This is a genomic window from Methylobacterium sp. J-077 (assembly GCF_022829365.1).
Lineage (GTDB): Bacteria > Pseudomonadota > Alphaproteobacteria > Rhizobiales > Beijerinckiaceae > Methylobacterium.
This window is the reverse complement of sequence record NZ_JAKSYJ010000052.1, coordinates 1-22,020: the sequence shown is the minus strand read 5'-3', so window position 1 is coordinate 22,020 and position 22,020 is coordinate 1. Positions and strand designations below refer to the sequence as shown.

The 22,020-nt window shown below is 69.8% G+C and carries 22 protein-coding genes; 11 read left to right on the top strand and 11 right to left on the bottom strand.

Annotation, left to right across the window (positions count from 1 at the left end):
• The first annotated feature begins 304 nt into the window (after positions 1-304).
• On the top strand, positions 305-538 hold the full coding sequence (locus MKL11_RS02985) for a GcrA family cell cycle regulator (RefSeq protein ID WP_147856381.1): 234 nt from the start codon (positions 305-307) through the stop codon (positions 536-538).
• Between the two features lie 27 nt (positions 539-565).
• Here the strand turns inward: MKL11_RS02985 and MKL11_RS02980 are convergent, their stop codons facing one another.
• From MKL11_RS02980 to cpaB, 7 genes are all read right to left on the bottom strand, one after another.
• On the bottom strand, positions 566-1,546 hold the full coding sequence (locus MKL11_RS02980; RefSeq protein ID WP_243940154.1) for a type II secretion system F family protein: 981 nt from the start codon (positions 1,544-1,546) through the stop codon (positions 566-568).
• A 26-nt stretch (positions 1,547-1,572) separates the two neighbouring features.
• Positions 1,573-2,550: a type II secretion system F family protein gene (locus MKL11_RS02975; protein WP_243940153.1), complete on the bottom strand. Its 978-nt coding sequence runs from the start codon at positions 2,548-2,550 to the stop codon at positions 1,573-1,575.
• A 2-nt stretch (positions 2,551-2,552) separates the two neighbouring features.
• The gene (locus MKL11_RS02970) at positions 2,553-3,995 is read right to left on the bottom strand and encodes a CpaF family protein (protein ID WP_243940151.1); all 1,443 of its coding nucleotides are present in this window, start codon (positions 3,993-3,995) and stop codon (positions 2,553-2,555) included.
• A 54-nt stretch (positions 3,996-4,049) separates the two neighbouring features.
• Positions 4,050-5,294 carry a CpaE family protein gene (locus MKL11_RS02965; RefSeq protein ID WP_243940149.1) on the bottom strand — a complete coding sequence of 415 codons (1,245 nt, stop codon included), beginning with the start codon at positions 5,292-5,294 and terminating at the stop codon, positions 4,050-4,052.
• Between the two features lie 68 nt (positions 5,295-5,362).
• Complete coding sequence (locus MKL11_RS02960; RefSeq protein ID WP_243940147.1) at positions 5,363-6,094, bottom strand: CpaD family pilus assembly protein; 732 nt, start codon at positions 6,092-6,094, stop codon at positions 5,363-5,365.
• 24 nt (positions 6,095-6,118) lie between these two features.
• Positions 6,119-7,663: a type II and III secretion system protein family protein gene (locus tag MKL11_RS02955; RefSeq protein ID WP_243940145.1), complete on the bottom strand. Its 1,545-nt coding sequence runs from the start codon at positions 7,661-7,663 to the stop codon at positions 6,119-6,121.
• Between the two features lie 5 nt (positions 7,664-7,668).
• Positions 7,669-8,484: a Flp pilus assembly protein CpaB gene (cpaB, locus tag MKL11_RS02950; RefSeq protein WP_243940143.1), complete on the bottom strand. Its 816-nt coding sequence runs from the start codon at positions 8,482-8,484 to the stop codon at positions 7,669-7,671.
• Between the two features lie 296 nt (positions 8,485-8,780).
• Here cpaB and MKL11_RS02945 point away from each other — a divergent pair, with 296 nt between their 5' ends.
• Positions 8,781-9,995 (top strand): ABC transporter substrate-binding protein, encoded by a 1,215-nt coding sequence (locus MKL11_RS02945; RefSeq protein ID WP_409565802.1) that lies wholly within the window; start codon positions 8,781-8,783, stop codon positions 9,993-9,995.
• A 207-nt stretch (positions 9,996-10,202) separates the two neighbouring features.
• Here MKL11_RS02945 and MKL11_RS02940 read toward each other — a convergent pair whose 3' ends face one another.
• The 4 genes from MKL11_RS02940 to MKL11_RS02925 all read right to left on the bottom strand — a co-directional run bounded on the left by MKL11_RS02940 (position 10,203) and on the right by MKL11_RS02925 (position 12,982).
• Positions 10,203-10,484, bottom strand: coding sequence for a type II toxin-antitoxin system YafQ family toxin (locus MKL11_RS02940; RefSeq protein WP_243940139.1), 282 nt, complete (start codon positions 10,482-10,484; stop codon positions 10,203-10,205).
• Positions 10,471-10,734 (bottom strand): type II toxin-antitoxin system RelB/DinJ family antitoxin, encoded by a 264-nt coding sequence (locus tag MKL11_RS02935; protein WP_243940137.1) that lies wholly within the window; start codon positions 10,732-10,734, stop codon positions 10,471-10,473. Before MKL11_RS02935 ends, MKL11_RS02940 begins: the two co-directional genes overlap by 14 nt.
• 85 nt (positions 10,735-10,819) lie before the next feature.
• Complete coding sequence (locus tag MKL11_RS02930; RefSeq protein ID WP_243940135.1) at positions 10,820-11,983, bottom strand: iron-containing alcohol dehydrogenase; 1,164 nt, start codon at positions 11,981-11,983, stop codon at positions 10,820-10,822.
• A gap of 87 nt (positions 11,984-12,070) precedes the next feature.
• Entirely contained in the window at positions 12,071-12,982 is a 912-nt protein-coding gene (locus MKL11_RS02925; protein WP_243940133.1) for a LysR family transcriptional regulator, read from the bottom strand.
• Between the two features lie 119 nt (positions 12,983-13,101).
• Here MKL11_RS02925 and MKL11_RS02920 point away from each other — a divergent pair, with 119 nt between their 5' ends.
• The 9 genes from MKL11_RS02920 to MKL11_RS02880 all read left to right on the top strand — a co-directional run.
• Positions 13,102-14,598, top strand: a complete 1,497-nt coding sequence (locus MKL11_RS02920; protein WP_243940131.1) for a CoA-acylating methylmalonate-semialdehyde dehydrogenase — start codon at positions 13,102-13,104, stop codon at positions 14,596-14,598.
• Between the two features lie 227 nt (positions 14,599-14,825).
• A complete protein-coding gene (locus MKL11_RS02915) occupies positions 14,826-15,968 on the top strand; it encodes an isobutyryl-CoA dehydrogenase (protein ID WP_243940129.1) in 1,143 nt (380 codons plus the stop codon).
• Positions 15,968-17,029, top strand: a complete 1,062-nt coding sequence (locus tag MKL11_RS02910) for an enoyl-CoA hydratase/isomerase family protein (protein WP_243940127.1) — start codon at positions 15,968-15,970, stop codon at positions 17,027-17,029. The genes MKL11_RS02915 and MKL11_RS02910 overlap by 1 nt, the downstream gene beginning before the upstream one ends.
• A gap of 237 nt (positions 17,030-17,266) precedes the next feature.
• Positions 17,267-18,160: a 3-hydroxyisobutyrate dehydrogenase gene (gene mmsB / locus MKL11_RS02905; RefSeq protein ID WP_243940125.1), complete on the top strand. Its 894-nt coding sequence runs from the start codon at positions 17,267-17,269 to the stop codon at positions 18,158-18,160.
• Entirely contained in the window at positions 18,160-18,936 is a 777-nt protein-coding gene (locus tag MKL11_RS02900) for an enoyl-CoA hydratase (RefSeq protein ID WP_243940123.1), read from the top strand. Before mmsB ends, MKL11_RS02900 begins: the two co-directional genes overlap by 1 nt.
• Before the next feature lie 15 nt (positions 18,937-18,951).
• Entirely contained in the window at positions 18,952-19,389 is a 438-nt protein-coding gene (locus MKL11_RS02895) for a hypothetical protein (protein ID WP_243940121.1), read from the top strand.
• A 53-nt stretch (positions 19,390-19,442) separates the two neighbouring features.
• The gene (locus tag MKL11_RS02890; protein ID WP_243940119.1) at positions 19,443-21,176 is read left to right on the top strand and encodes an AMP-binding protein; all 1,734 of its coding nucleotides are present in this window, start codon (positions 19,443-19,445) and stop codon (positions 21,174-21,176) included.
• A gap of 126 nt (positions 21,177-21,302) precedes the next feature.
• Positions 21,303-21,539, top strand: a complete 237-nt coding sequence (locus MKL11_RS02885; RefSeq protein WP_243940117.1) for a hypothetical protein — start codon at positions 21,303-21,305, stop codon at positions 21,537-21,539.
• Between the two features lie 187 nt (positions 21,540-21,726).
• The coding region (locus MKL11_RS02880) for a transglutaminase-like cysteine peptidase (RefSeq protein WP_243940115.1) at positions 21,727-22,020 on the top strand (294 nt) is incomplete at its 3' end.

Below are 22,020 nucleotides of genomic sequence, written 5' to 3'. Positions count from 1 at the left end.
AAGCCGGCCGTGGCGGAGCCGCAACCCTGCGGACAGCTACGCACCCCGCACCGTGGTCCGATGCAGTGAGCGCACGTTGGTCTTGTTTTCAATCGTTGTAACCCCAGTTACGACAACACGATGACGCTCACCGCGCCAGCCGTCGAGGCCGGCTCGGGCGGGTCGTTCCCGATGCCGTTCCGCGAGACGTCAAGTCCCGGACACGCGAGACGGGGCCGCCGCCTGAAGGAGGAGCGTTTGATCCTCCCTTCTGCCGAGGCGCCCGCGCCGACCGTGCAGCCTGCTTATTGAGCCGATCACCGCCATGAATCAACTCGTCCGCATGTCTCAGATCGGCGATGCCGAGGGCGTCCAGGAGCCGTCGGCCGATCTGCGCGTGCCCTTCGCGCAGTCCGGGGCCTTCGTGTGCAAGTACATCATCGGCGAGCCGAACGACCGCGCGGTCTGCTGCGGCGCGCCGGTCTCCGATGGCAAGAGCTGGTGTGCGTTCCACCGCCGCATCGTGTTCGAGCCGACCCGCCCCGGCCGCATCCGCTGAGCGTTTCCCGGATCGGACGCCGGGCCTTCACTGCGTCCGCATGATCTGGATGACGGCCGGCGTGATGATCACGACGAACAGCACCGGCAGGAAGAACAGGATCATCGGGACGGTGAGCTTGGGCGGCAGGCTGGCCGCCTTCTTCTCTGCCTCGTTCATGCGCTGGTCACGGCTCTCCTGGCTCAGCACCCGGAGTGCCTGACCCACCGGCGTGCCGTAGCGCTCGGCCTGGATCAGCGCGGTCGCCACCGACTTCACCGGCTCCAGCCCGGTCCGCAGCGCCAAGTTCTCGTAGGCTTGTCGCCGGTCGGGCAGGAACGACATCTCGGCCGTCATCAAGGCTAGTTCCTCGGCCAGCACCACCGAGGACGTGGCGATCTCGGTGCTCACCTTCCGGAAGGCGTTCTCGATCGCCATGCCGGATTCGACGCAGATCAGCGTCAGGTCGAGGGCGTCCGGCCACGCCCTGCGGATCTCGGCCTGCCGCTTCTTGGCGGTGTTGACCAGGAACAGCTCCGGCGCCTTGATGCCCGCATAGGCCGTGCCGATCACCATCCCGATCCGCATCAGGTACGAGGTGTCGACCGCCTCCAGCACGAACAGATAGAATACTGCCGTGATCACGGCCGCCATCGGGACGATCAGGCGGAAGAACAGGAACGTGGTCTCCGCGCCCTGGCCGCGATAGCCCGCCATCATCAGCTTGCGCTTGGCCGTGTCGGTGCCGAGCCAGCGGTTCAGCTGATACCGGTCGACGATGGACTTCATGTAGGCCTTGGGCGCCACGCGCAGCGTCGCGCGGTCGTTCGGCCGGGTCCGGTCCGCCTGGCGCTCCCGCCGCCGGATGAGTTCGCGCTCGTCGCTGACGAGCTTCATCCGCTTGCCGAGCTTGTCGGACTCGAAGAAGGGCTGCGCGACCGCGAAGGCGGTCGCGGCCACCGCGACGGCGGTCAGCAGCGTGCCCATGAACCGGGGATCGAACAGCTTCTCCGCGATGGCGTCGATCATGGAACGGGACCCGGATCCGACAGGGCTCAGAAATCGAAGGCAATCATCTTCTTGATCGTGAACACGCCGAGCGACATCCAGATCGCTGCCCCGACCAAGGCGATCTTGCCGACATCCGTCGTCCAGAGCAGCGAGATGTAGTCCGGGCTCGTCAGCGTGGTGATGCCCGCCACCCCGAAGGGCAGGCACGCGATGATCGAGGCCGAGGCCTTGGCCTCCATGCTCATCGCCTGGACCTTGCCGCGCATCTTGGCGCGGTCGCGCAGCACCACCGAGAGGTTGTTCAGCGCCTCCGACAGGTTGCCGCCCGATTGCTGCTGGATGTTGATCACGATCGCGAAGAAGTTGACCTCGGCGGTCGGCACCCGCTCGAACAGGCGCGAGACCGCCTCGCCCAGCGAGAGGCCCATCGCCTGGGTCTCGATCACCGTCCGGAACTCGCTGCGCACCGGCTCCTCGGCCTCGCGCGAGACCATGCGGAAGCAGTCGCCGACCGGGATGCCGGTGCGGATGCCGCGCACCACCACGTCGACGGCGTTGGGCAATTCCTTGTTGAACTTCGCAATGCGCCGGAGCCGCAGGCGGCGCAGCATCAGGGCGGGCAGGCCGAAGCCGCCCGCGAAGGCGGCGCCCGCCGCGGCCATCGGACTGTCGGTGATGATGAACAGCAACAGGGCGAGGACGGTGCCGCAGCCGGCCGAGACCGTGTAGTAGGTCCGCTTCGTCCAGCTCAGGCCGGCGCGGGCGAGCTTCAGCTCCAGCGTCGCCTTGTTGGCGTTCTTCGCCTTCGCCTCGATCTCGCTCAGCGTCTTGGCGACCTGCTCGCGCCGGTTGACCGCGACGCCGCGCACCGCCGCCCCGGAGGCCGTGACGCCGATCGCTTTCAGGCGCCGGTTCGCCCGGCGCTGGCCGCCGAGCAGCGGCAGCACCGCGACGTAGGCGACAGCCGCCACGGCGACGCCGATCAGGCCGGCGGCGAGCGGGAGCTGGGACGAATCCGCCATGGTCACGCCCCGTCGACGATCTCTGCGGCGTCGAGCGCCGCGCCGAGCCGGCGGTCGAGACCGTAATAGCGGGCGCGCTCCCAGAATTTCGGCCGGCCGACGCCGGTGGAGCGATGGCGCCCGATCAGCTTGCCGTTCGCGTCCTCGCCGATGACGTCGTAGAGGAAGATGTCCTGCGTGGTGACGACCTCGCCTTCCATTCCGAGAACCTCGGTGATGTGGGTGATGCGCCGGGAGCCGTCGCGCAGGCGCATCGCCTGGATCACCACGTCGATCGAGCCGCAGATCATCTCGCGCAGGGTCTTGGACGGCAGCGTGAAGCCGCCCATCGAGATCATCGACTCGATGCGCGACAGGCACTCGCGCGGGCTGTTCGCGTGGAGCGTGCCCATCGAGCCGTCGTGACCGGTGTTCATCGCCTGGAGCAGGTCGAACGCCTCGGGTCCGCGGACCTCGCCGACGATGATCCGCTCGGGCCGCATGCGCAGGCAGTTCTTGACGAGGTCGCGCATGGTGACCTGGCCCTGGCCCTCCATGTTCGGCGGGCGCGTCTCCAGGCGCACGACATGGGGCTGCTGGAGTTGCAGCTCGGCCGCGTCCTCGCAGGTGATGACCCGCTCGTCGTGCTCGATGAAGGCGGTCAGGCAGTTGAGCAGCGTGGTCTTGCCCGAGCCCGTGCCGCCCGAGATGACGACGTTGCAGCGCGACTGGCCGATGATCTTCAGGACCTCGGCGCCCTCCGGGGAGATCGCCCCGAAGCGCACCAGCTGCTCCAGGGTGAGCTTGTCCTTCTTGAATTTGCGGATCGTGAGCGCCGGGCCGTCGATGGCCAGCGGCGGCGCGATCACGTTGACGCGGGACCCGTCCGGCAGGCGCGCGTCGCAGATCGGCGAGGCGTCGTCGACGCGCCGCCCGACCTGGCTGACGATCCGCTGGCAGATGTTCATCAGCTGCTGGTTGTCGCGGAAGCGGACATTGGTCATCTGGATCTTGCCGTCGACCTCGATGAAGGTCCGGTTGGCGCCGTTGACCATGATGTCGGCGATGTCGTCGCGGGCGAGCAGCGGCTCCAGCGGGCCGTAGCCCAGCACGTCGTTGCAGATGTCGTCGAGCAGCTCTTCCTGCTCGGCGATCGACAGGACGATGTTCTTGAGCCCGATGATCTCCGTGACGATGTCGCGGATCTCCTCGCGGGCGGTCTCGGCGTCGAGGCGCGAGAGCTGCGTGAGGTCGATCGCCTCGATCAGGGCGCCGAAGATCAGGCTCTTGGTCCGGTAGTAGTCTTCGGAGCGCGGGTTCTCGACCACCACGGGGGCGACCGGTTTGGGCGGCTTGGGCGCCGGCGCGGCGTCGCGCAGCACCGGCGCAGCCGGCGATGCGGCCCGCACCTGCGTGACCGGCGCGGGCGCGGTCGGGGCGGCTCCGGTCTGTCGCCTACCGAACATGGGTCAGATCCAAGGCGCTCGCATGAGGCATCGTCCCGGCGAAGGTGCTGCGCATCACGAGGCCTTGCGGCCGGCGAGCTTGGCCAGCAGCGGCTCCAGCAGGCTCGACTTGCTGCGCCGGGTCTCCGGACGCCCGAGGGTGACCGCCGCCAGGTCGTTGAACAGCTCCGCCACCTTCGACCCGGCCTGGATCTCGGCGATCATCTGGCCATTGTTGGCGGCGGTGCCGAACAGGGTCGGCTCGAACGGGATCGTGGCGGCGATCGGCGCGTCCAGCGCCTTGGCGAACTCGGCGGCGCCGATCTCCGGCCGCTTGGCCATGCCGACGCCGTTGAGCAGGATCCGGGGCGGCTGGTCGTTCGGGCGCCCGTGCTTGAGCGCCCCGAGCAGGTTCTTGGCGTTGCGCAGGCAGGCGAGGTCAGGACCGGCGACGATCAGGATCTCGTCGGCCGCCGTCAGCACGCGCTTCGACCACGCGCTCCACTGATGCGGGATGTCGAGGACCACGCAGGGCACGCTCGCGCGCAGGTACTCGATCAGCGAATCGAAGGCCGGCTCCGACAGGTCGATGGTCCGGTCGAGGCTCGCCGGGGCCGAGAGCAGGCTCAGGTTGTCGCAGCATTTCGACAGCAGCCGCTCGACCAGGGCCGAATCCAGGCGCTCGGGGGCGAACACCGCCTCGGCGATACCCTGCGGCGGGTCCTGGTTGAAGTTAAGCGAGGCGGTCCCGAAGGCGATGTCGAGGTCGGCGATCACCGTCTGGACGCCCTGGTTGCGGGCGACCGACCAGGCGAAGTTGTGCGCCACCGTCGAGGCGCCGATGCCGCCCTTGACCCCGTAGACCGCCACCGTGCGGCCCACCGGCTTGACACCGGGCGCCGTGAACAGGTCGGAGATCGCCGCGATCAGGGTCAGCGGCTCGACCGGCGCCATCAGGTAATCGGACACGCCGCGCTGGATCAGCTGGCGGTACAGAGTCACGTCGTTGACGTGGCCGATCACCAGGACGCGGGTGCCCTCGTCGCAGACCTCGGCCAGGGCATCCAGGCACTCGACCGGCTTCGAGCGCACGCCCTGCGTCTCGATGACGATGACGTTGGGGGTCGGCGCATGCCGGTAGGCCTCGATCGCCGCGGCACCACCCCCCATCCGGACCTTGACCTGTGCCTTCTGCATGCGCCGGTCGAGGGCCGCGCCCTCGATCATCGCGGCGGTCTCGCCGGTCTCGCAGAACGCCTGGATCGTGATCCGGGGCACCGGGGCGATCGTGCGCTCGGATGTCTCGGACGAATCCGCCATGACGGGACTTTCGGGTTCGTGGTCGAGTCGCGGCTTCGATGACGGCGTGGGAGGTTGCACCGTCCGTCCTAGTTGCTGACCTGGGACTTGACGGCGTTCGTCCCATCTTGCCGCCATGTGGTTGACGGATCCTTGCCGTCCCGCAACTGGCCGATGTCCCGCACCCGCTTGACCGTGTCGATCCGGCCTTCGGGCCGTCCGCGCACCAGGTCGATCGGGTCGGCCACCTGGGCGGCCACGTTCGCCTGGGTGGCGCAGCCGAGATTCCAGCTCGGGCGGTTGCCGTAATCGGACGCGAAGTTCGAGGTGCCGAGATCCTGGGGCCACAGCCCGCACTGATCGGCGACCTTGGCCTGCATGCGCTGGAAACTCAGCCGGATCGGCGCGGCCAGACCCGGCGCCGCGACCGGGTAGGGCGACTGGAAGATCTCCCGGGCGCCGACGCCGTCCTCGGTGCCGCGCCGCAGCAGGGCGGACGCCGTGCGCGCGACGGAATCGGCCTGGGCCGGCGGCAGGCCCTGGGGCACCTCCACCAGGATGCCGCCGCGGCCGTAGCGGCGGTATTCCAGCATGAACGCGTCGATGTCGCCGGCTTGCCTCGGATCGAGATGGCCGGGCCCGGTGGCGAACACGTCGAGGCTTCGGGTGCCGTCTGCCAGGACGATCGGATGCCGCGCGCGGTAATCCGACAGGTCGATTCCCCCGGTGGTGGCGGGCTCGCCCTTGCAGGAGGCAACGAGCAGGCCGAGCGCGCAGGCGGCCAGGAGGCGGGACGGGGCGGGCGGGTAACGTCGGGTCATGGATCCGATCCTGGAAGCGGGGCGCTACTCGACGATGAAGCCGACGCGGCCGCGATAGCTGCGCCCGAGCGGGGCGGCGCCGACCTTGCCGTAGATGCGGTTGACCTGCCCGAGCAGCACCGCCTGCCCGTCGGTGGCGTCGACGAAGTTGTCGTCGGGCCGGGTCACCTGCTTGGGCTCCATCGCCCGGGCGATGTAGGGGGTGCACATGATCATCAGCTCGGTTTCCATGCGCTGGTAGTCCCGGGACCGGAACAGCGCGCCGAGGATCGGCAGGTTGATCAGGCCGGGCAGGCCGGAGATCGCCTGCTTGTTCACCTGCTGGATCAGGCCGGCGGTCATCATCACGCCGCCGGAGGGCAGCTCGACGGTGGTCTCGGAGCGGCGCACGCGGGTGCCTGGCACGGCCACCGTGTTGTTGCCGACCGTGTAGTTGAAGCTCTGCTGCGGATCGATCTCGGTCACGTCCGTGGCCACGCGGATCGAGATCCGGTTGTCGGCCAGAACCACGGGCGTGAAGGAGAGCGAGACGCCGTAGGGCTTGAAGGTGATGCCGGGCGTGCAGATGCCACCGACCACGCAGGAGGCCGAGGACGGAACCGGGAATTCACCGCCGGCCAGGAACTTCGCGGCCTCCCCGGAGATCGCGGTCAGCGTCGGCTCGGCCAGGATGCGCGACACGCCCGCCTGTTCGAAGGCCTTCAGCGTCGCCTGCAGCGAGAAGCCGGCTCCCTTGATTGAGGCCTGGAGCTGGTTGCCCGAGGGCGTGCTGCCGCCGGTGATCGGGAAGGGCAGGGTGTTGTTGAGCGCCGGCGAAGTCACGAGTCCGGTGACCGCGTCTGTCGCCGTGCTGACCGGATTCAACGCCGACCAGTTGCCGGTCATGTTGATCCCGAACTGCTTCAGGACGTTGCGGGACACCTCGACCACGGTGACGCGGAGCATCACCTGATCCTTGTTGCGGATCGTGAGGTTGTTGATCACCGCGCCCCGCGCCCCGGATGAGACGCCGCCGCTCGGGGCGCCCGTGGCGGCCGCGCCGCCGCCCAGGCCGACGAAGGCGTTGGCGATGTCGATCGCCTGCTGGGCGTCGGAGGATGAATTCACCGAGCCCGAGAGCAGCACCGAGGCACCCGACGAGCGCACGTCGAAGCGGCCGCCCGGGATGCTCTGGCCGAGCAATTCGCGCAGCGTCCCAAGGTTGAGGTCCCGGGCCACGGTCACGTCGAGGGCGGCGATCTGGCGGCCCTCGGCATCCATGATGAAGATCGAGGTGGCGCCGTCGGCCATGCCGATCACGAACACTTTTCGGGTCGAGCGGACCACCGCGTTGGCCACCGCCGGGTTGGCGACGAACACCTCCTTGGCGTCCCGCGGCAGGTCGACGATCACCGAGCGGCCCGCGGTCAATTCGACCCGGCGGGACGAGGCGGCCTCCGCAGAGCCCACCGTGAGCACGGGCGCGGGGCCGAGGGTCGAGCGCTCCTGTGCGAAGGCGGGTCCCCCGGCCACCAGGGCGAGCAGCGCGAGGATGCGCGCCGGGCGGAGGAGGATCGGCAGGTCGGTCATGGGGATCACGGCGTCTGCTGCCGCGCGACGCCGAAGCGCACGACGGTCAATCCGGGTTCGGGCGTCTGCGCCATCGCGGCATCGGCGGGCTGGGCCTCGACCGGCCGGCCCGCATCCGCGAGGCTGCGCAGCGCGAGCGACAGCGAGCCGACCTTCTGGGCGAGCGTCAGGGTCTCCGCCTGAGCGGGGGTGACGGCCAGAGTCGCGGTCTCGCCGGTGACGACGTTGGTGCCGTTCTTCTCCTGGATCAGCTGACCGATCGCGAGGACGCGGATGTCGGTCAGGATGGTCTGGGAGAGCTGCACGTCGCTATTGTTGGCGCGCGAGTTGGCGTCGTCGCGAAAGGTGCGGATCACGTCGACGCGGTCGTTGGGCAGGATGAAGCCGCCGGCCGAGTTGGTGCCGCGGCTGTCGGTGACGATGGCGACCGCGCGCATCCCGGCGGGCAGGATCGCGGCCATGAATCCGCTCTCGGGCCGGACCAGCTTCTGCGCCCGGATCGGTTCGCCGGCCAGGAAGCCCGAGCGCACGGAGGCGCCGACCGTCTCGTCCAGCGCCTTCGCGTTGTCCTTGCGGCTGATGTAGCCCGCCGTCATGGCGCCGTCCGGCCAGGGCTGCCAGCGCAGGTCCGCGGCCCGCAGAACCTGGCCCATCGGCATGTCGGCGGCGGCCACCAGCACCTCGGTCATCGGCGGCGGCGGCGGCATCTCGGCCTTCGGGGCCGGCGGCGGCGGGGGCGGGTCGCCGCCGCTCATCAGGAACGCCGCCCCGCTGCCCGCTGCGAGGGCGATGCCGAGGACGGCGAGACGGGCTGGATTCATCGCATCGCCACGCGCCGGAGACGGCCGAATTGCCGTCCATGACCGGACCCTGCGCGGCCATTCGTGTAATTATGGTTAAGGTATTATAACCTCGCCGGTCAGTACCGGTCCGGGAACGGGGCGAATGCCGGGGCGTCACAACGCCCGCGATCCCTCAATTCCCGGCCGATCTCGGCCGTGGCGCGGCCTGCACCCGTGCAATATTCTGCATTCAGCCCGCGTCAGAATCGGGTGGCTCGGATAATCCGGGGTCGACCATGCCGGGGAGTGACATGATCAGGACATTTGGCGGTGCGGTGCTGGCCGCCGCGCTGGCGGGCGCGGCCCTGGGCTCGAGCCCGGTCGCGGCCCAGGGCGCCGGAGCCGGCGCCTTCTCGGGCAATGCGGTGCGCATCGGCGTGCTCAACGACCAGTCCGGCCTCTATGCCGAGTTCGGCGGCCAGGGCTCCATCGAAGCCGCCCGGATGGCGGTGGAGGATATCGGCGGCAAGATCGACGGCGTGCCGATCGAGATCCTGTCCGCCGACCACCAGAACAAGCCCGACATTGCCTCGGGGATCGCCCGGCAATGGTACGACCGCGACGGCGTCGACGCGATCATGGAGCTGACCACCTCGTCGGTGGCGCTGGCGGTCCAGGGCCTGTCCCGCGAGAAGAAGAAGATCACGATCACCACCGGGGCGGCGTCGAGCGACCTCACCGGCAAGGCCTGCACGTCCTACGGCTACCATTGGGCCTACGACACGCGGGCGCTGGCGGTCGGCACCGGCGGCGCGCTGACCCGGGCCGGCGGCGATACGTGGTTCTTCCTCACCGCCGATTACGCCTTCGGCTCGGCTCTGGAGGCCGACACGAGCCGCGTCGTTCTCGCCAATGGCGGCAAGGTGCTGGGCAGCGTCCGCCACCCGCTCTCGAACCAGGATTTCTCCTCGTTCCTGCTCCAGGCCCAGGGCTCGAAGGCCAAGGTGATCGGGCTCGCCAATGCCGGCCTCGACACCTCCAACTCGATCAAGCAGGCGGCCGAGTACGGCATCGTCGAGGGCGGCCAGAAGCTCGCGGCCCTGCTGTTCACGCTGTCGGAGGTGCACGGGCTCGGCCTCAAGGTGGCGCAGGGCCTGACGCTCACCGAGGGCTGGTACTGGGACACCAACGACGAGACCCGCGCGTTCGGGCAGCGATTCATGAAGCGCACGGGCCGGATGCCGAACATGATCCAGGCCGGCACCTACTCGGCGGTCCTGTCCTACCTGAGGGCCGTGAAGGCGGCGGGCACCGACGAGACCGAGGCGGTCAACGCCAAGCTGAAGACACTGCCGGTGGACGACGTGTTCGCCCATGGCGGCATCGTCCAGCCGAACGGCCGCATGGTGCACGACATGTACCTGTTCGAGGTCAAGAAGCCGGCCGAATCGAAGGGCGAGTGGGACCTCTACCGGCAACTCGCGACCATCCCGGGCAGGGAAGCCTACGCCACGCCCGCCGAGAGCGGCTGCCCGCTGACGGCGAAGTAGGGGCCTGCCCGGGTGCCCCGAGCTTCCGGGCACCCGGGCCGAAGGTGTGCCAATTTGTGAGAGGGACTGCCTCGATTGGCCTCGCTTGCAATTCTAGGAAGCTGTTCGACCAACCTTTCCCATCCTCGACCTTAGGATGAGCGAAAGATTTGGATACCTGTTAGTTTTTAACGTCGTTCGACTGAGATCGCACAGTCGAAACAATCCTTACCCGAACACTTCGCTGTGCGACCCGAGCCGGGCCAAACGCAGCGTGTCCGCGTCGGGCTTTCGATAGATCAGCACGAGATCCGGCTTGACGTGACAGTCGCGATAGCCGGCCCAGGTGCCGCTCAGGGCGTGATCCCGATGGCGCGCTTCCAGCGGATGGTCGCCGGCGAGGGCTCGGAGGATCGGGATTGGATCCCGATCGAGGGTGGCAGCGTGGCGCCCCTTCGCTTCGCGCTTGTAGTCCCGCTTGAACTGCGCGGAACGCTCAATCGTCCGCATGCAGGTCGGCCATCAGCGCGTCGATATCGGCGAACCGCTCGCCCTGGCCGGCCTCCAGTTCGGCGATGGCCGCCTGGGTTGCCGCATTCGGGACCTTCACGGCGAACGGCAGGCGTTGCTCGTCCGCGATCCGCACCATCAGGAGCCGGATCGCATCCGAGACCGAAAGCCCCATCGCGTCCAACGCCTTCGTCGCACGCTCCTTCGTGGCGAGGTCGATACGCGCGCGAACGACCGTATTGGCGGGCATGATCTTCGACTCCTGGTGTAGCCTAAACGTAGCTACGCCGCGCGTGGATTGCCAGCCTGTCGCCGCCGCCGGGTCCCGGTCGGCCTCACGCCGCCCACACCCGCCGATACAGCGCCTGGATCTCCTCCGCGCTCGGCTCGATCGGGTTGTTGGCCGGGGAGCCGGAGGCCAGGGCCTGGGCGGCCATGGTCGGGAGCAGCGCCTCCCAGCGGGCCGGGTCGATCCCGTATTCCCGGGGGCCGGGCACGTCGAGGTCGTCGTTGAGGGCTTCGAGCTCGGCCACCAGGGCGTTCACGGCGGCCCGGTCGTCGCCGTCCAGGCCGGGGATGCCCATGGCCCGGGCGCAGGCGGCGTAGCGCGCCACGGCGGCGGGGGCCGAGAAGGCGGTGACCACCGGCAGCAGCATCGCGTTCGAGAGCCCGTGGGCCACGTGGAAATGCGCGCCGATCGGCCGGCTCATGCCGTGGACCAGCGCCACCGACGCGTTCGAGAACGCGATGCCGGCCTGGGTCGCACCCAGCATCATCGCCTCGCGCGCCGCCCGGTCGCCGGGGTCGGTCCAGACCCGGCGCAGGTTCGGGGCGATCAGGTGCATCGCCTGGAGGGCGAGCCCGTCCGAGAACAGGTTGGACTTGCGCGAGACGTAGGCCTCGATCGCATGGGTCAGCGCGTCGATGCCGGTATCGGCGGTGAGACGCTTGGGCTTGGTCAGCGTCAGCTCGTAATCCACGAGCGCCGCCACCGGCAGGTAGGCCAGCCCGATGCAGAGCATCTTCTCGTCCGAGGTCTCGTCGGTGACGATGGTGAAGCGGGTCGCCTCCGAGCCGGTGCCCGCGGTGGTCGGGATCGCCACGATCGGCAGGCCGGGCTCGTCCTGCAGGTGGGGCGCCTTGTAGTCGCGCATGTGGCCGCCGTGGCGGGCGAGCACGGCCACGGCCTTGGCGGTGTCCATCGGGCTGCCGCCGCCGAAGCCGACCACGCAGTCGAAGTCGCCGGCCTGGAGCGCGGCGAGCGCCGCCTCCACGGAGGCCACGGTCGGATCCGGCACGGTCTCGGAGAAGATCTTTGCCCGGGCGCCGGCGCTGTTGAGCCGTTCGAGCAGCATCTCGGTGCGGCCGCTGCTGACCAGATACGGGTCGGTGACCACGAAGGGGCGCGACAGGCCGAGCTGGCCCAGGATCTCCAGCAGCAGCCGCGAGGCGCCGGCGCCGATGCGCATCAGCCGGGGCAGGGCGATCGAGGCGACCATTCTTTTGATCCTTGACTCAGTGCCAATGCTGGCCTGCCGGAACCGTCGATCTTACGACTTGGGGCCCCGCCGCGAAACCGCCGCCGCTTACACCGCCGGCCCGGCGAACAGCGCGCCGGCCGCCTCGACCTCCCCGGCGATGAAGCCCGCCACCGCCCGGATATGGGCGGCCTTCCGGTGGTCCTCGTGGATGTGCATGTGGAACGAGCGCGTCAGCGACACGGCGCCCGGCAGGACCGGCGCCAGCCCGGGATGGGCCGCCGCGATGAAGGCCGGCAGGATGCACAGGCCGGCGCCGTTCAGGGTCGCGTGGACCTGGGCCAGCAGGTTGGTCGAGCGCAGCCGCGCGGTCACGGCGGGCTCCAGGGCGCCGAGATAGTTCAGCTCGCGCGCGAACAGCATGTCCTCGATATAGCCGACGAAGGGATGCGCGGTCAGGTCCGAGACGCCCGTGATCGGCGGCGCCGCGGCGAGGTAGGCTTCGGCCCCGTAGACGAACAGCCGGTAATCGGTGAGCCGGCGCGCCACAACCCGGGCCTGCTGCGGGGTCGACAGGCCGATGACGATGTCGGCCTCGCGCTTCGACAGGCTGAAGATCCGGGCGGTCGCCATGATCTCGACCTCCAGCCCCGGATGGCGCTCGGTCAGGCGGTGCATCCGCGAGGCCAGGAACACGCTGCCGAACCCGTCCGGGGCGCCGATCCGCACCGTGCCGGAGACGGCCTGGGCGCCCGCCTCGGTGGCGGTCTTGGCCGACAGGAACGCGCTCTCCATGGTCTCGGCCACACTCAGCAGGTGGGCGCCGTCCTCGGTGAGCGCGTAGCCGAGGTTGCTGCGGTGGAACAGGCGGGCGCCGAGCCCCTCTTCCAGGGCGCGGATCCGGCGCCCGACCGTGGTGTGCTCGGTGCCGGTGCGCGCCGCGGCGGCGCTCAGGGTACCGGTGCGCGCCACCGCCAGGAAGAACCGCAGGTCGTCCCAGTTGCGCCCCGCCCGGCTCATGCCCGCAAACCCGCTGTGCATCGATGCACGACGGCTGTAAGCGCATCCGGCTTTATCGTTCAAGCGATCCTGTTAGGCTGCACCAAACCAAATCGAAAAACGACAGCAGGGAGGCGCTCATGCGCACGATCGGGCACTATATCGGCGGCCGTCTCGTCGGCGGCGAGAGCGGGCGGTTCGCCGACGTGTTCCACCCCTCGACCGGCGAGGTCCAGGCGAAGGTGGCGCTCGCCAGCAAGGCCGAGATGCGCGCCGCGGTGGAGAACGCCGCCGCGGCCCAGCCGGCCTGGGCCGCCACCAACCCGCAGAAGCGCGCCCGGGTGATGATGCGCTTCCTCGAGCTGATCCGCGGCGAGATGGACAGCCTGGCCGAGCTGCTCGCCTCCGAGCACGGAAAGACCGTGCCGGACGCCAAGGGCGACATTCAGCGCGGCGTCGAGGTGGTCGAGTTCGCCTGCGGCATCCCGCACCTGCTCAAGGGCGAGTACACCGAGGGCGCCGGCCCCGGCATCGACGTCTACTCCCTGCGCCAGCCGCTCGGCGTGGTCGCCGGCATCACGCCGTTCAACTTCCCGGCCATGATCCCGCTGTGGAAATGCGCCCCAGCCATCGCCTGCGGCAACGCCTTCATCCTGAAGCCGTCCGAGCGCGACCCGAGCGTGCCCCTGCGCATCGCCGAGATCTTTCTGGAGGCCGGCCTGCCGCCGGGCATCCTGAACGTCGTCAACGGCGACAAGGAAGCCGTCGACGCGATCCTCGACGACGAGGACATCAAGGCGGTCGGCTTCGTCGGCTCCTCGCAGATCGCCGAGTACATCTACGTGCGCTCCGCCCAGACGGGCAAGCGCGCCCAGTGCTTCGGCGGCGCCAAGAACCACATGATCATCATGCCCGACGCCGATCTGGGCCAGGCGGTCGATGCGCTGATCGGCGCCGGCTACGGCTCGGCCGGCGAGCGCTGCATGGCGATCTCCGTGGCGGTGCCGGTGGGCGAGGCCACCGCCGACCGCCTGATGGAGAAGCTGATCCCGCGGGTCGAGTCGCTCAAGATCGGCCCGTCGCATGACGCCTCGGCCGATTACGGCCCGATGGTCACGGCGGAAGCGGTCCGGAAGGTGGCGGGCTATATCGACCAGGGCGTCGCCGAGGGCGCGCATCTGGCCGTCGACGGCCGCGGCTTCAAGCTCCAGGGCTACGAGAACGGCTTCTACATGGGCGGCTCGCTGTTCGACCGCGTGACCCCCGACATGACCATCTACAAGGAGGAGATCTTCGGGCCGGTCCTCTCGGTGGTGCGGGCCCGGAACTACGAGGAGGCCCTGGCGCTGCCCTCGACCCACCAGTACGGCAACGGCGTCGCGATCTTCACCCAGGACGGCGACGCGGCCCGCGACTTCACCGCCCGGGTCAATGTCGGCATGGTCGGCGTCAACGTGCCGATCCCGGTCCCGATCGCTTACCACACCTTCGGCGGCTGGAAGCGCTCGGGCTTCGGCGACCTGAACCAGCACGGGCCGGACTCGATCCGCTTCTACACCAAGACCAAGACGGTGACGCAGCGCTGGCCGTCCGGCATCAAGAGCGGGGCGGAGTTCTCCATCCCGACGATGCGGTAGGGACGCCTTACCCTCCCCCCTCTGCGGGGGAGGGTGCCCTGCGGATGCAGGGCGGGCGAGGGGCAGCGCGACGGTTCAGGATCGAACGACCGGCGCGACCTATCCGGCACCGTCGCTCCCCTCTTGCGGGACTTCGTCCCGACCCGACCCCTGCTGACGCAGGGGCCACCCTCCCCCCGCAGAGGGGGGAGGGAACGCGCCAGTTCTGACCTATTGGAGTGACGCCCATGAGTTTCGGGCTCGATGAGGACCGGACCGCGATCCGCGAGATGGCGCTCGGCTTCGCGGCCGAGCATATCGCGCCGCACGCCCTCGACTGGGACCGGGACAAGACCTTCCCGGTCGAGACCCTGCGGGCGGCCGCGGCGCTCGGCATGGCCGGCATCTATGTGCGCGAGGATGTCGGCGGATCGGGCCTGTCGCGGCTCGACGCCGCCCTGATCTTCGAGGCGCTGAGCACCGGCTGCCCGACCGTGGCGGCGTTCCTGTCGATCCACAACATGTGCGCCTGGATGATCGACGCCTACGGCGACGCCGACCAGCGCCAGCGCTGGATCCCGGCCCTGATGGGCATGAAGACGATCGCCAGCTACTGCCTGACCGAGCCGGGCTCGGGCTCCGACGCGGCGGCGCTCCGCACCCGCGCCGAGCGCGACGGCGACAATTACGTGCTCACCGGCGAGAAGCAGTTCATCTCCGGCGCCGGTGTCAGCGATCTCTACGTCTGCATGGTCCGCACCGGCGAGGCGGGACCGAAGGGCATCTCGGCGATCGTGGTCGAGAAGGGGACGCCCGGCCTCTCCTTCGGCGCGGAAGAGCGCAAGATGGGCTGGAACGCCCAGCCGACCCGGGCCGTGCGGTTCGACGGCTGCCGCGTGCCGGTGGCCAACCGCCTGGGCGCGGACGGCCAGGGCTTCCGCATCGCCATGAGCGGCCTCGACGGCGGCCGGCTCAACATCGCCGCCTGCGCTCTGGGCGGCGCCCAGTCGGCCCTCGACAAGACCCTGGCCTATATGGGCGACCGGCGCGCCTTCGGGTCCCGGCTCAGCGACTTCCAGGCGCTCCAGTTCCGGCTGGCCGACATGGCGACCGCCCTGGAGGTGTCGCGCACCTTCCTGCGCCACGCCGCCGCCGCCTTGGACGCCAAGGATCCGGCAGCCACGACGCTCTGTGCCATGGCCAAGCGCCACGTGACGGATGCCGCCTTCGAGGTCGCCAACCAGGCCCTGCAACTCCATGGCGGCTACGGCTATCTCGCCGAGTATGGGGTGGAAAAAATCGTCCGCGACCTGCGGGTGCACCAGATCCTCGAGGGCACCAACGAGATCATGCGGGTGATCATCGCCCGCGCGCTGACCGGGGGACGCTGATGAGCGATGTGATCGTCGAGCGCGTCGGCGCGCTGGGCCGCCTGCGCCTCGACCGGCCGAAGGCCCTGAACGCCCTGACCCACGGCATGGTCCGGGCGATCGACGCCGCCCTGAACCAGTTCTCGGCCGATCCCGGCCTCGCCGCTGTGCTGCTCACCGGCGAGGGCGAGCGCGGCCTCTGCGCCGGCGGCGACCTGCGGGGCCTGTACGAGAACCCCGGTACCGCCTTCGCGGAAGCCTTCTGGCGGGACGAATACAGGCTCGATTCCCGGATTGCGGCTTACGAAAAGCCGTTCGTGGCGGTGATGGACGGCATCACCATGGGCGGCGGCGTCGGCCTCGCCGGGCATGCCGCCCACCGGGTCGTCACCGAGCGCTCCCGCGTCGCCATGCCGGAGACCGGCATCGGCTACCTGCCGGATGTCGGCGGCACCTGGCTGCTGCCCCGGGCGCCCGGCCAGATCGGCACCTATCTCGGCCTGACCGGCGAGCCGGTCGCCGCCGCCGACGCGATGTTTTGCGGGCTCGCCGATCTGCTGGTGCCCACGCAGGCGCTCCCCGACCTGATCGACGCGCTGTCGGCCCTGCCGCCCGATGCCGGCGACGCGGGCGTGCGCGACGCGCTCGGCCGGCTGGCGCGCGATCCCGGCGAACCGCCCCTGGCGCAGCATCGCGAGACCATCGATCGCTGCTTCAGCTTCGACATGGTCGACGAGATCCTGTCGGCCCTGGAGGCGGACGGCTCCGACTTCGCGGCAGCGACCCGCAAGACCCTGCTGACCAAGTCCCCGTCGAGCCTGGTGCTGACGCTCTGCCTGCTGCGCCTCGGCCGGCGCTCCCCCAACCTCGAAGCCTGCCTGGAGCGCGAGTTCCACGCCTCGCTGGCACTGCTGGAGGAGGGCGATTTCCGCGAGGGCATCCGGGCCGCGGTGATCGACAAGGACAAGAGCCCGCGCTGGAACCCGCCGCGCCTCGACGCGGTCGACCCGGCCCGGATCGCAAGCTGGCTCGAGCCACGGGCGGAGCCGGTTTTTTCGCAGGGCCGCACGGGACCGGTGTGATGTGAGTTCGCCCCCTCTGCCCCGCCCAAGATCGGGATCGCGGGATCCGGGCTCGAGCGCGGATCCCCTCTCCCGTGCAGAAGAGGGGCAGGGTGAGGGACCCAATTTTTCCGGAGAGGGCGTATCCCTCACCCCAACCCTCTCCCGCACGGGAGAGGGAGCCCGTCATGCCCTATTCGGAACGGAGGGGATGCCGGTTGGGTGGGAGCGGCGCTGCGATAAGCAGGGAGGGGTATGATGGCACAGACCGTCGGGTTCATCGGTCTCGGCAACATGGGCGGCCCCATGGCGGCCAACCTCGTGAAGGCGGGGCACACCGTGCGCGGGTTCGACCTGGCGCCGGCCTCCCTGGAGGCGGCCCGGGCCGCGGGCGTCGCGGTCGCGGGTTCGGCCCTGGAGGCGGCCGAGGGGGCTGAGGTGGTGGTCACCATGCTGCCCGCCGGGCGGCACGTGGTCGAGGTCTGGATGCAGCTCGCCGACGCGCTGCCGACCGGGACGTTGCTGATCGATTCCTCGACGGTCGATGTCGAGAGCTCGCGCAAGGCCCACGGCCTCGCCGAGGCGCGGGGCTGCCTGTCGGTGGATGCGCCGGTCTCCGGCGGGACCGGCGGCGCCAAGGCCGGGACGCTGACCTTCATGGCCGGCGGCGCCGACGCGGCCTTCGCCAAGGCCGAGCCCCTGCTGAAGGCCATGGGCAAGAACGTGTTCCATTGCGGCGCGGCCGGCGCCGGGCAGGCGGCCAAGATCTGCAACAACATGATCCTCGGGATCTCGATGATCGGCGTCAGCGAGGCCTTCGCGCTGGGCGAAAAGCTGGGTCTGTCGCATCAGGCGCTCTACGACGTCGCCTCGGTTTCCTCGGGCCAGTGCTGGTCGCTGACCACCTATTGCCCGGTGCCGGGCCCGGTGCCGACCTCCCCGGCCAATGCCGGCTACAAGCCGGGCTTCGCCGCCGGGCTGATGCTCAAGGACCTCCGGCTGGCGCAGGCCGCCGCCCTCGCCTCGGGGGCGGCGACGCCGCTAGGGACCGAAGCCGCGCAGATCTATGGGCTGTTCGAAGGCCTCGGCCACGGGGGAGAGGACTTTTCCGCGATCATCCGTATGCTTCGCGGTCCAGGGAGTGAGTCGTGATGGACGCCTACGAGACGATCCTGACGGAGACGCGCGGGCGCGTCCTGCTGATCACCCTCAACCGCCCGAAGGCGCTCAACGCCATCAACGCCCAGCTCACCCGTGAGGTGATCCGGGCGGCGACCGAGGCGGATGCCGATCCGGGCATCGGCTGCATCGTCATCACCGGCTCGGCCAAGGCCTTCGCGGCCGGGGCCGACATCAAGGAGATGCAGCACGCGACCTACGCGGAGATGTATGCGCAAGACCGCTTCGCCGACTGGGAACGGTTCACGGGGGTGCGCACACCGATCATCGCCGCGGTGGCGGGCTACGCCCTCGGAGGCGGCTGCGAGCTCGCCATGATGTGCGACTTCATCCTGGCCGCCGACACGGCGCAGTTCGGCCAGCCCGAGATCAAGCTCGGCGTGATGCCGGGGATCGGCGGCAGCCAGCGGCTCACCCGCTTCGTCGGCAAGTCGAAGGCCATGGAGATGTGCCTCACCGGCCGGATGATGGATGCCGCCGAGGCCGAGCGCGCCGGCCTGGTCTCCCGGGTGGTCCCGGCGGACCAGCTCCTCGACGAGGCGCTGAAGGCGGCCGAGACCATCGCCTCCATGTCGCTGCCGATCGCCATGATGACCAAGGAGGCGGTCAACCGCTCCTACGAGACCACCCTCACCGAGGGCGTGCGCTTCGAGCGCCGGGTCTTCCACGCGATGTTCGCCACGAAGGACCAGAAGGAGGGCATGGCCGCCTTCGTGGAGAAGCGGCCGGCCCGGTTCGAGAACACATGAGCTGGGGCATGGGCGATGGACGTCCTGGACCGCGATAGCGAAGCCCGTTTCGAGATGGCCTTCCCGCGCGCGATCGTCGCCCAGGAGGCGCGCGGGCGGGAGGAGACCATCAACGAGCATCTCGTGAAGCTGCTGGCCTTCGACGTGGCCCCGGAGACGCGGGCGGTCTGGCGCAAGGAACTGCTCCGGCATTTCCGGTTCCTGGCGGCTTTGCGGGTCAAGCCCGGCGCGAGCCTGGTCCCGGCCCGGGACTGGTGGACCTGGCTCTATGCCGACCCGTTCGAGAACAACGAGACCGGCTACACTGCCGGCCTGATCGGGCTCAACGCCGACGACTTTCCCCGCAACAGCCGCGCGGTGGAGGCGATCGCCGACGAGATCCGCCATTTCCACACCGGCATGGTGCAGCGCCTTGCGCGCGGTGAGGCCGGCGAGGACCTGATTCCCGCCTGAGGGCGGGATGGGCCGGATCTGCCGGCCGAACAAGAACGACGGGGGGAACGACCATGCCCAGCTTCCGGGAGGCCCGCGATCTGCTGCTGGCCCATCGCATCGACTACGCAGCGGCCATTTCGGCCTTCGCATGGCCGGACCCGGTGCCGTTCAACTGGGCGCTCGACTGGTTCGACGCGGAGCTCGCCGGGCCCGAGAGCCGCGACCGCACCGCGCTCCACATCGTTGAGGCCGGCAGCGGCGCCGAGCAGAGCCTGACCTTCGGGCAGATGGCGCGCCGGTCCAACCAGGTCGCCAACCACCTGCGCGGGCTCGGGCTGGAGCGCGGCGACCATCTGCTCCTGTTGCTCGGCAACGTCCCGGCCCTGTGGGAGACGATGCTGGCGGCGATGAAGCTCGGGGCCGTGGTCATCCCGGCCACCACCCTGCTGACGGCGGACGAGCTCGCCGACCGCCTGGCCCGCGGCCGGCCCCGGGCGATCGTGGCCGGGCCGGAGCAACTCGGGCGCTTCTCAGGCCTGGAGACCGGCGGCGCGATCCGCATCGTCACCGGGGCGGCGACGGCGGGCTGGAGCGCCTACGACGATGCGTTCGGTGCTTCCGAGACCTTCACCCCCGACGGGCCGACCGCGGCCGACGATCCGCTGCTCCTGTACTTCACCTCCGGCACGACCGCGAAGCCGAAGCTGGTGCGCCACAGCCACCGCTCCTATCCGGTGGGGGCGCTCTCGACCATGTACTGGCTCGGGCTCCAGCCCGGAGACGTGCATTGCAACGTCTCCTCGCCCGGCTGGGCCAAGCATGCCTGGTCGTCGTTCTTCGCCCCCTGGAATGCCGGCGCGACCATCCTGGTGATCAACCAGGCGCCGTTCAACGCGGCGGCGCTGCTTGCGCAGCTGGAGCGCACCCGCGCCACCACGCTCTGCGCACCGCCGACCGTGTGGCGGATGATCATCCAGGAGGATCTCACCGGCCGGTCGCTGGCCCTGCGCGAGATCTGCGCCGCCGGCGAGCCCCTGAATCCCGAGGTGATCGAGCGCGTGAAGGACGCCTGGGGCGTCACGATCCGCGACGGCTACGGCCAGACCGAGACCACGGCCCTGATGGCCAACACCCCCGGCCAGCCGGTGGTGCCCGGCGCCCTCGGCCGGCCGCTGCCGGGCTATCGCGTGCGCGTCCTCGACGCCGACGGCGAGCCGGCCAGCGAGGGCGAGGTCTGCCTGGACCTCGGCGCGCATCGCCCCGCCGGCCTGATGCAGGGCTACGACGACGGCCGCGGCACCCTGTCGGGCGCGGACGGCCCGCTCTACCGCACCGGCGACGTCGCCTTCGTGGACGATCAGGGCTGCTACACCTTCGTCGGCCGCGCCGACGACGTGTTCAAGTCGTCGGGCTACCGGATCAGCCCGTTCGAGCTGGAGAGCGTGCTGATCGAGCATCCGGCCGTGGCGGAAGCCGCGGTGGTGCCGATCCCTGATCCGATGCGCCACACGATCCCGAAGGCCTATGTCTCGCTGGTGGCCGGCGCCTCGGCCGGACCCGAGACGGCGCTCGACATCTTCCGCTTCACCAACGCCCGGCTGGCGACGTTCAAGCGCCTGCGCGGGCTCGAATTCGTCACCGAGCTGCCCAAGACCATCTCGGGCAAGATCCGCCGGGTCCAGCTGCGCCGGCTGGAGCATGACGGCGTGACCGAGGACCCGCACCGCGGGCGGGCCTACACGCAGGCGGATTTCCCGGAGCTCAAGGGCGAGACGGAGCGCAAGCTCGACCAGACGGCCGGGTGAGGGAGGCCGTCGATCCGGCTTCCGCATAGCCGGATCGACGGTCGTCCCGGGCGGGTGCGAGCCCCTTGCCGTCGCGCCGGGGAGCCCTCAGGTTATCGCAACGGTAACGCCGAGGAATCAGGGCCGATGGCCGACACGTCCGCTCCCGACTCGCTCGATTTCGCCGAGCAGGTCACGCGGGTGCTGCACGCGATCGAAGAGTCGCAGAAATTCGTGGCCGAGCAGAAGAAGCTGATGGCCGAGGCGGCGAAGCTGGAACGCGACCGCGCGCTTGCCCCCTGGCAGATCGGCCTCGCCGGGATGGCGGCCGGTGCCGCGTTCTTCGGGGCCGGTGCCGCCTTCGTGAAGCTGCTCGGCCCCTGAAGAAACCCTCAAGGTTTCCGGTTTCCCAACCGGAAGCCGCGGATTTTCCGGGTTTCCCAAGGAGCCCGTCGACGGTGTCGCGCTACAGCCCGCCGCCGCGGGCGAATCGATAAAATTGCGCCGATCCGCTTCAGCGCCGCGGAGGCTCTGCGGCGCAATCCTGTCCTCAGCAGCGAGGACGGGTTCGATGGGCGCGGGGCTTCTCAAGACGGTTCGGGTGACGCTCGCCGGCGCGCTGGTGCTGTTCGGCCTCGCGGTCACCGCCGAGGCCCAGACCCTGGCGAGCCTGCCCGCGGAAGCCGGCGCCAAGGTGCTCGGCGATGCCCGCCCGATCGCGGCTTGGGTGACGTTCTGCCAGTCCTACGCGGCGGAATGTGCGGTGGACCGGAGCGAGCCGGCCCGCATCAGCCTCACCCCGGCGACCTGGGCGACGATCGTCTCGGTCAACCGCCGGGTGAACAAGTCGGTCGAGCCGATGACC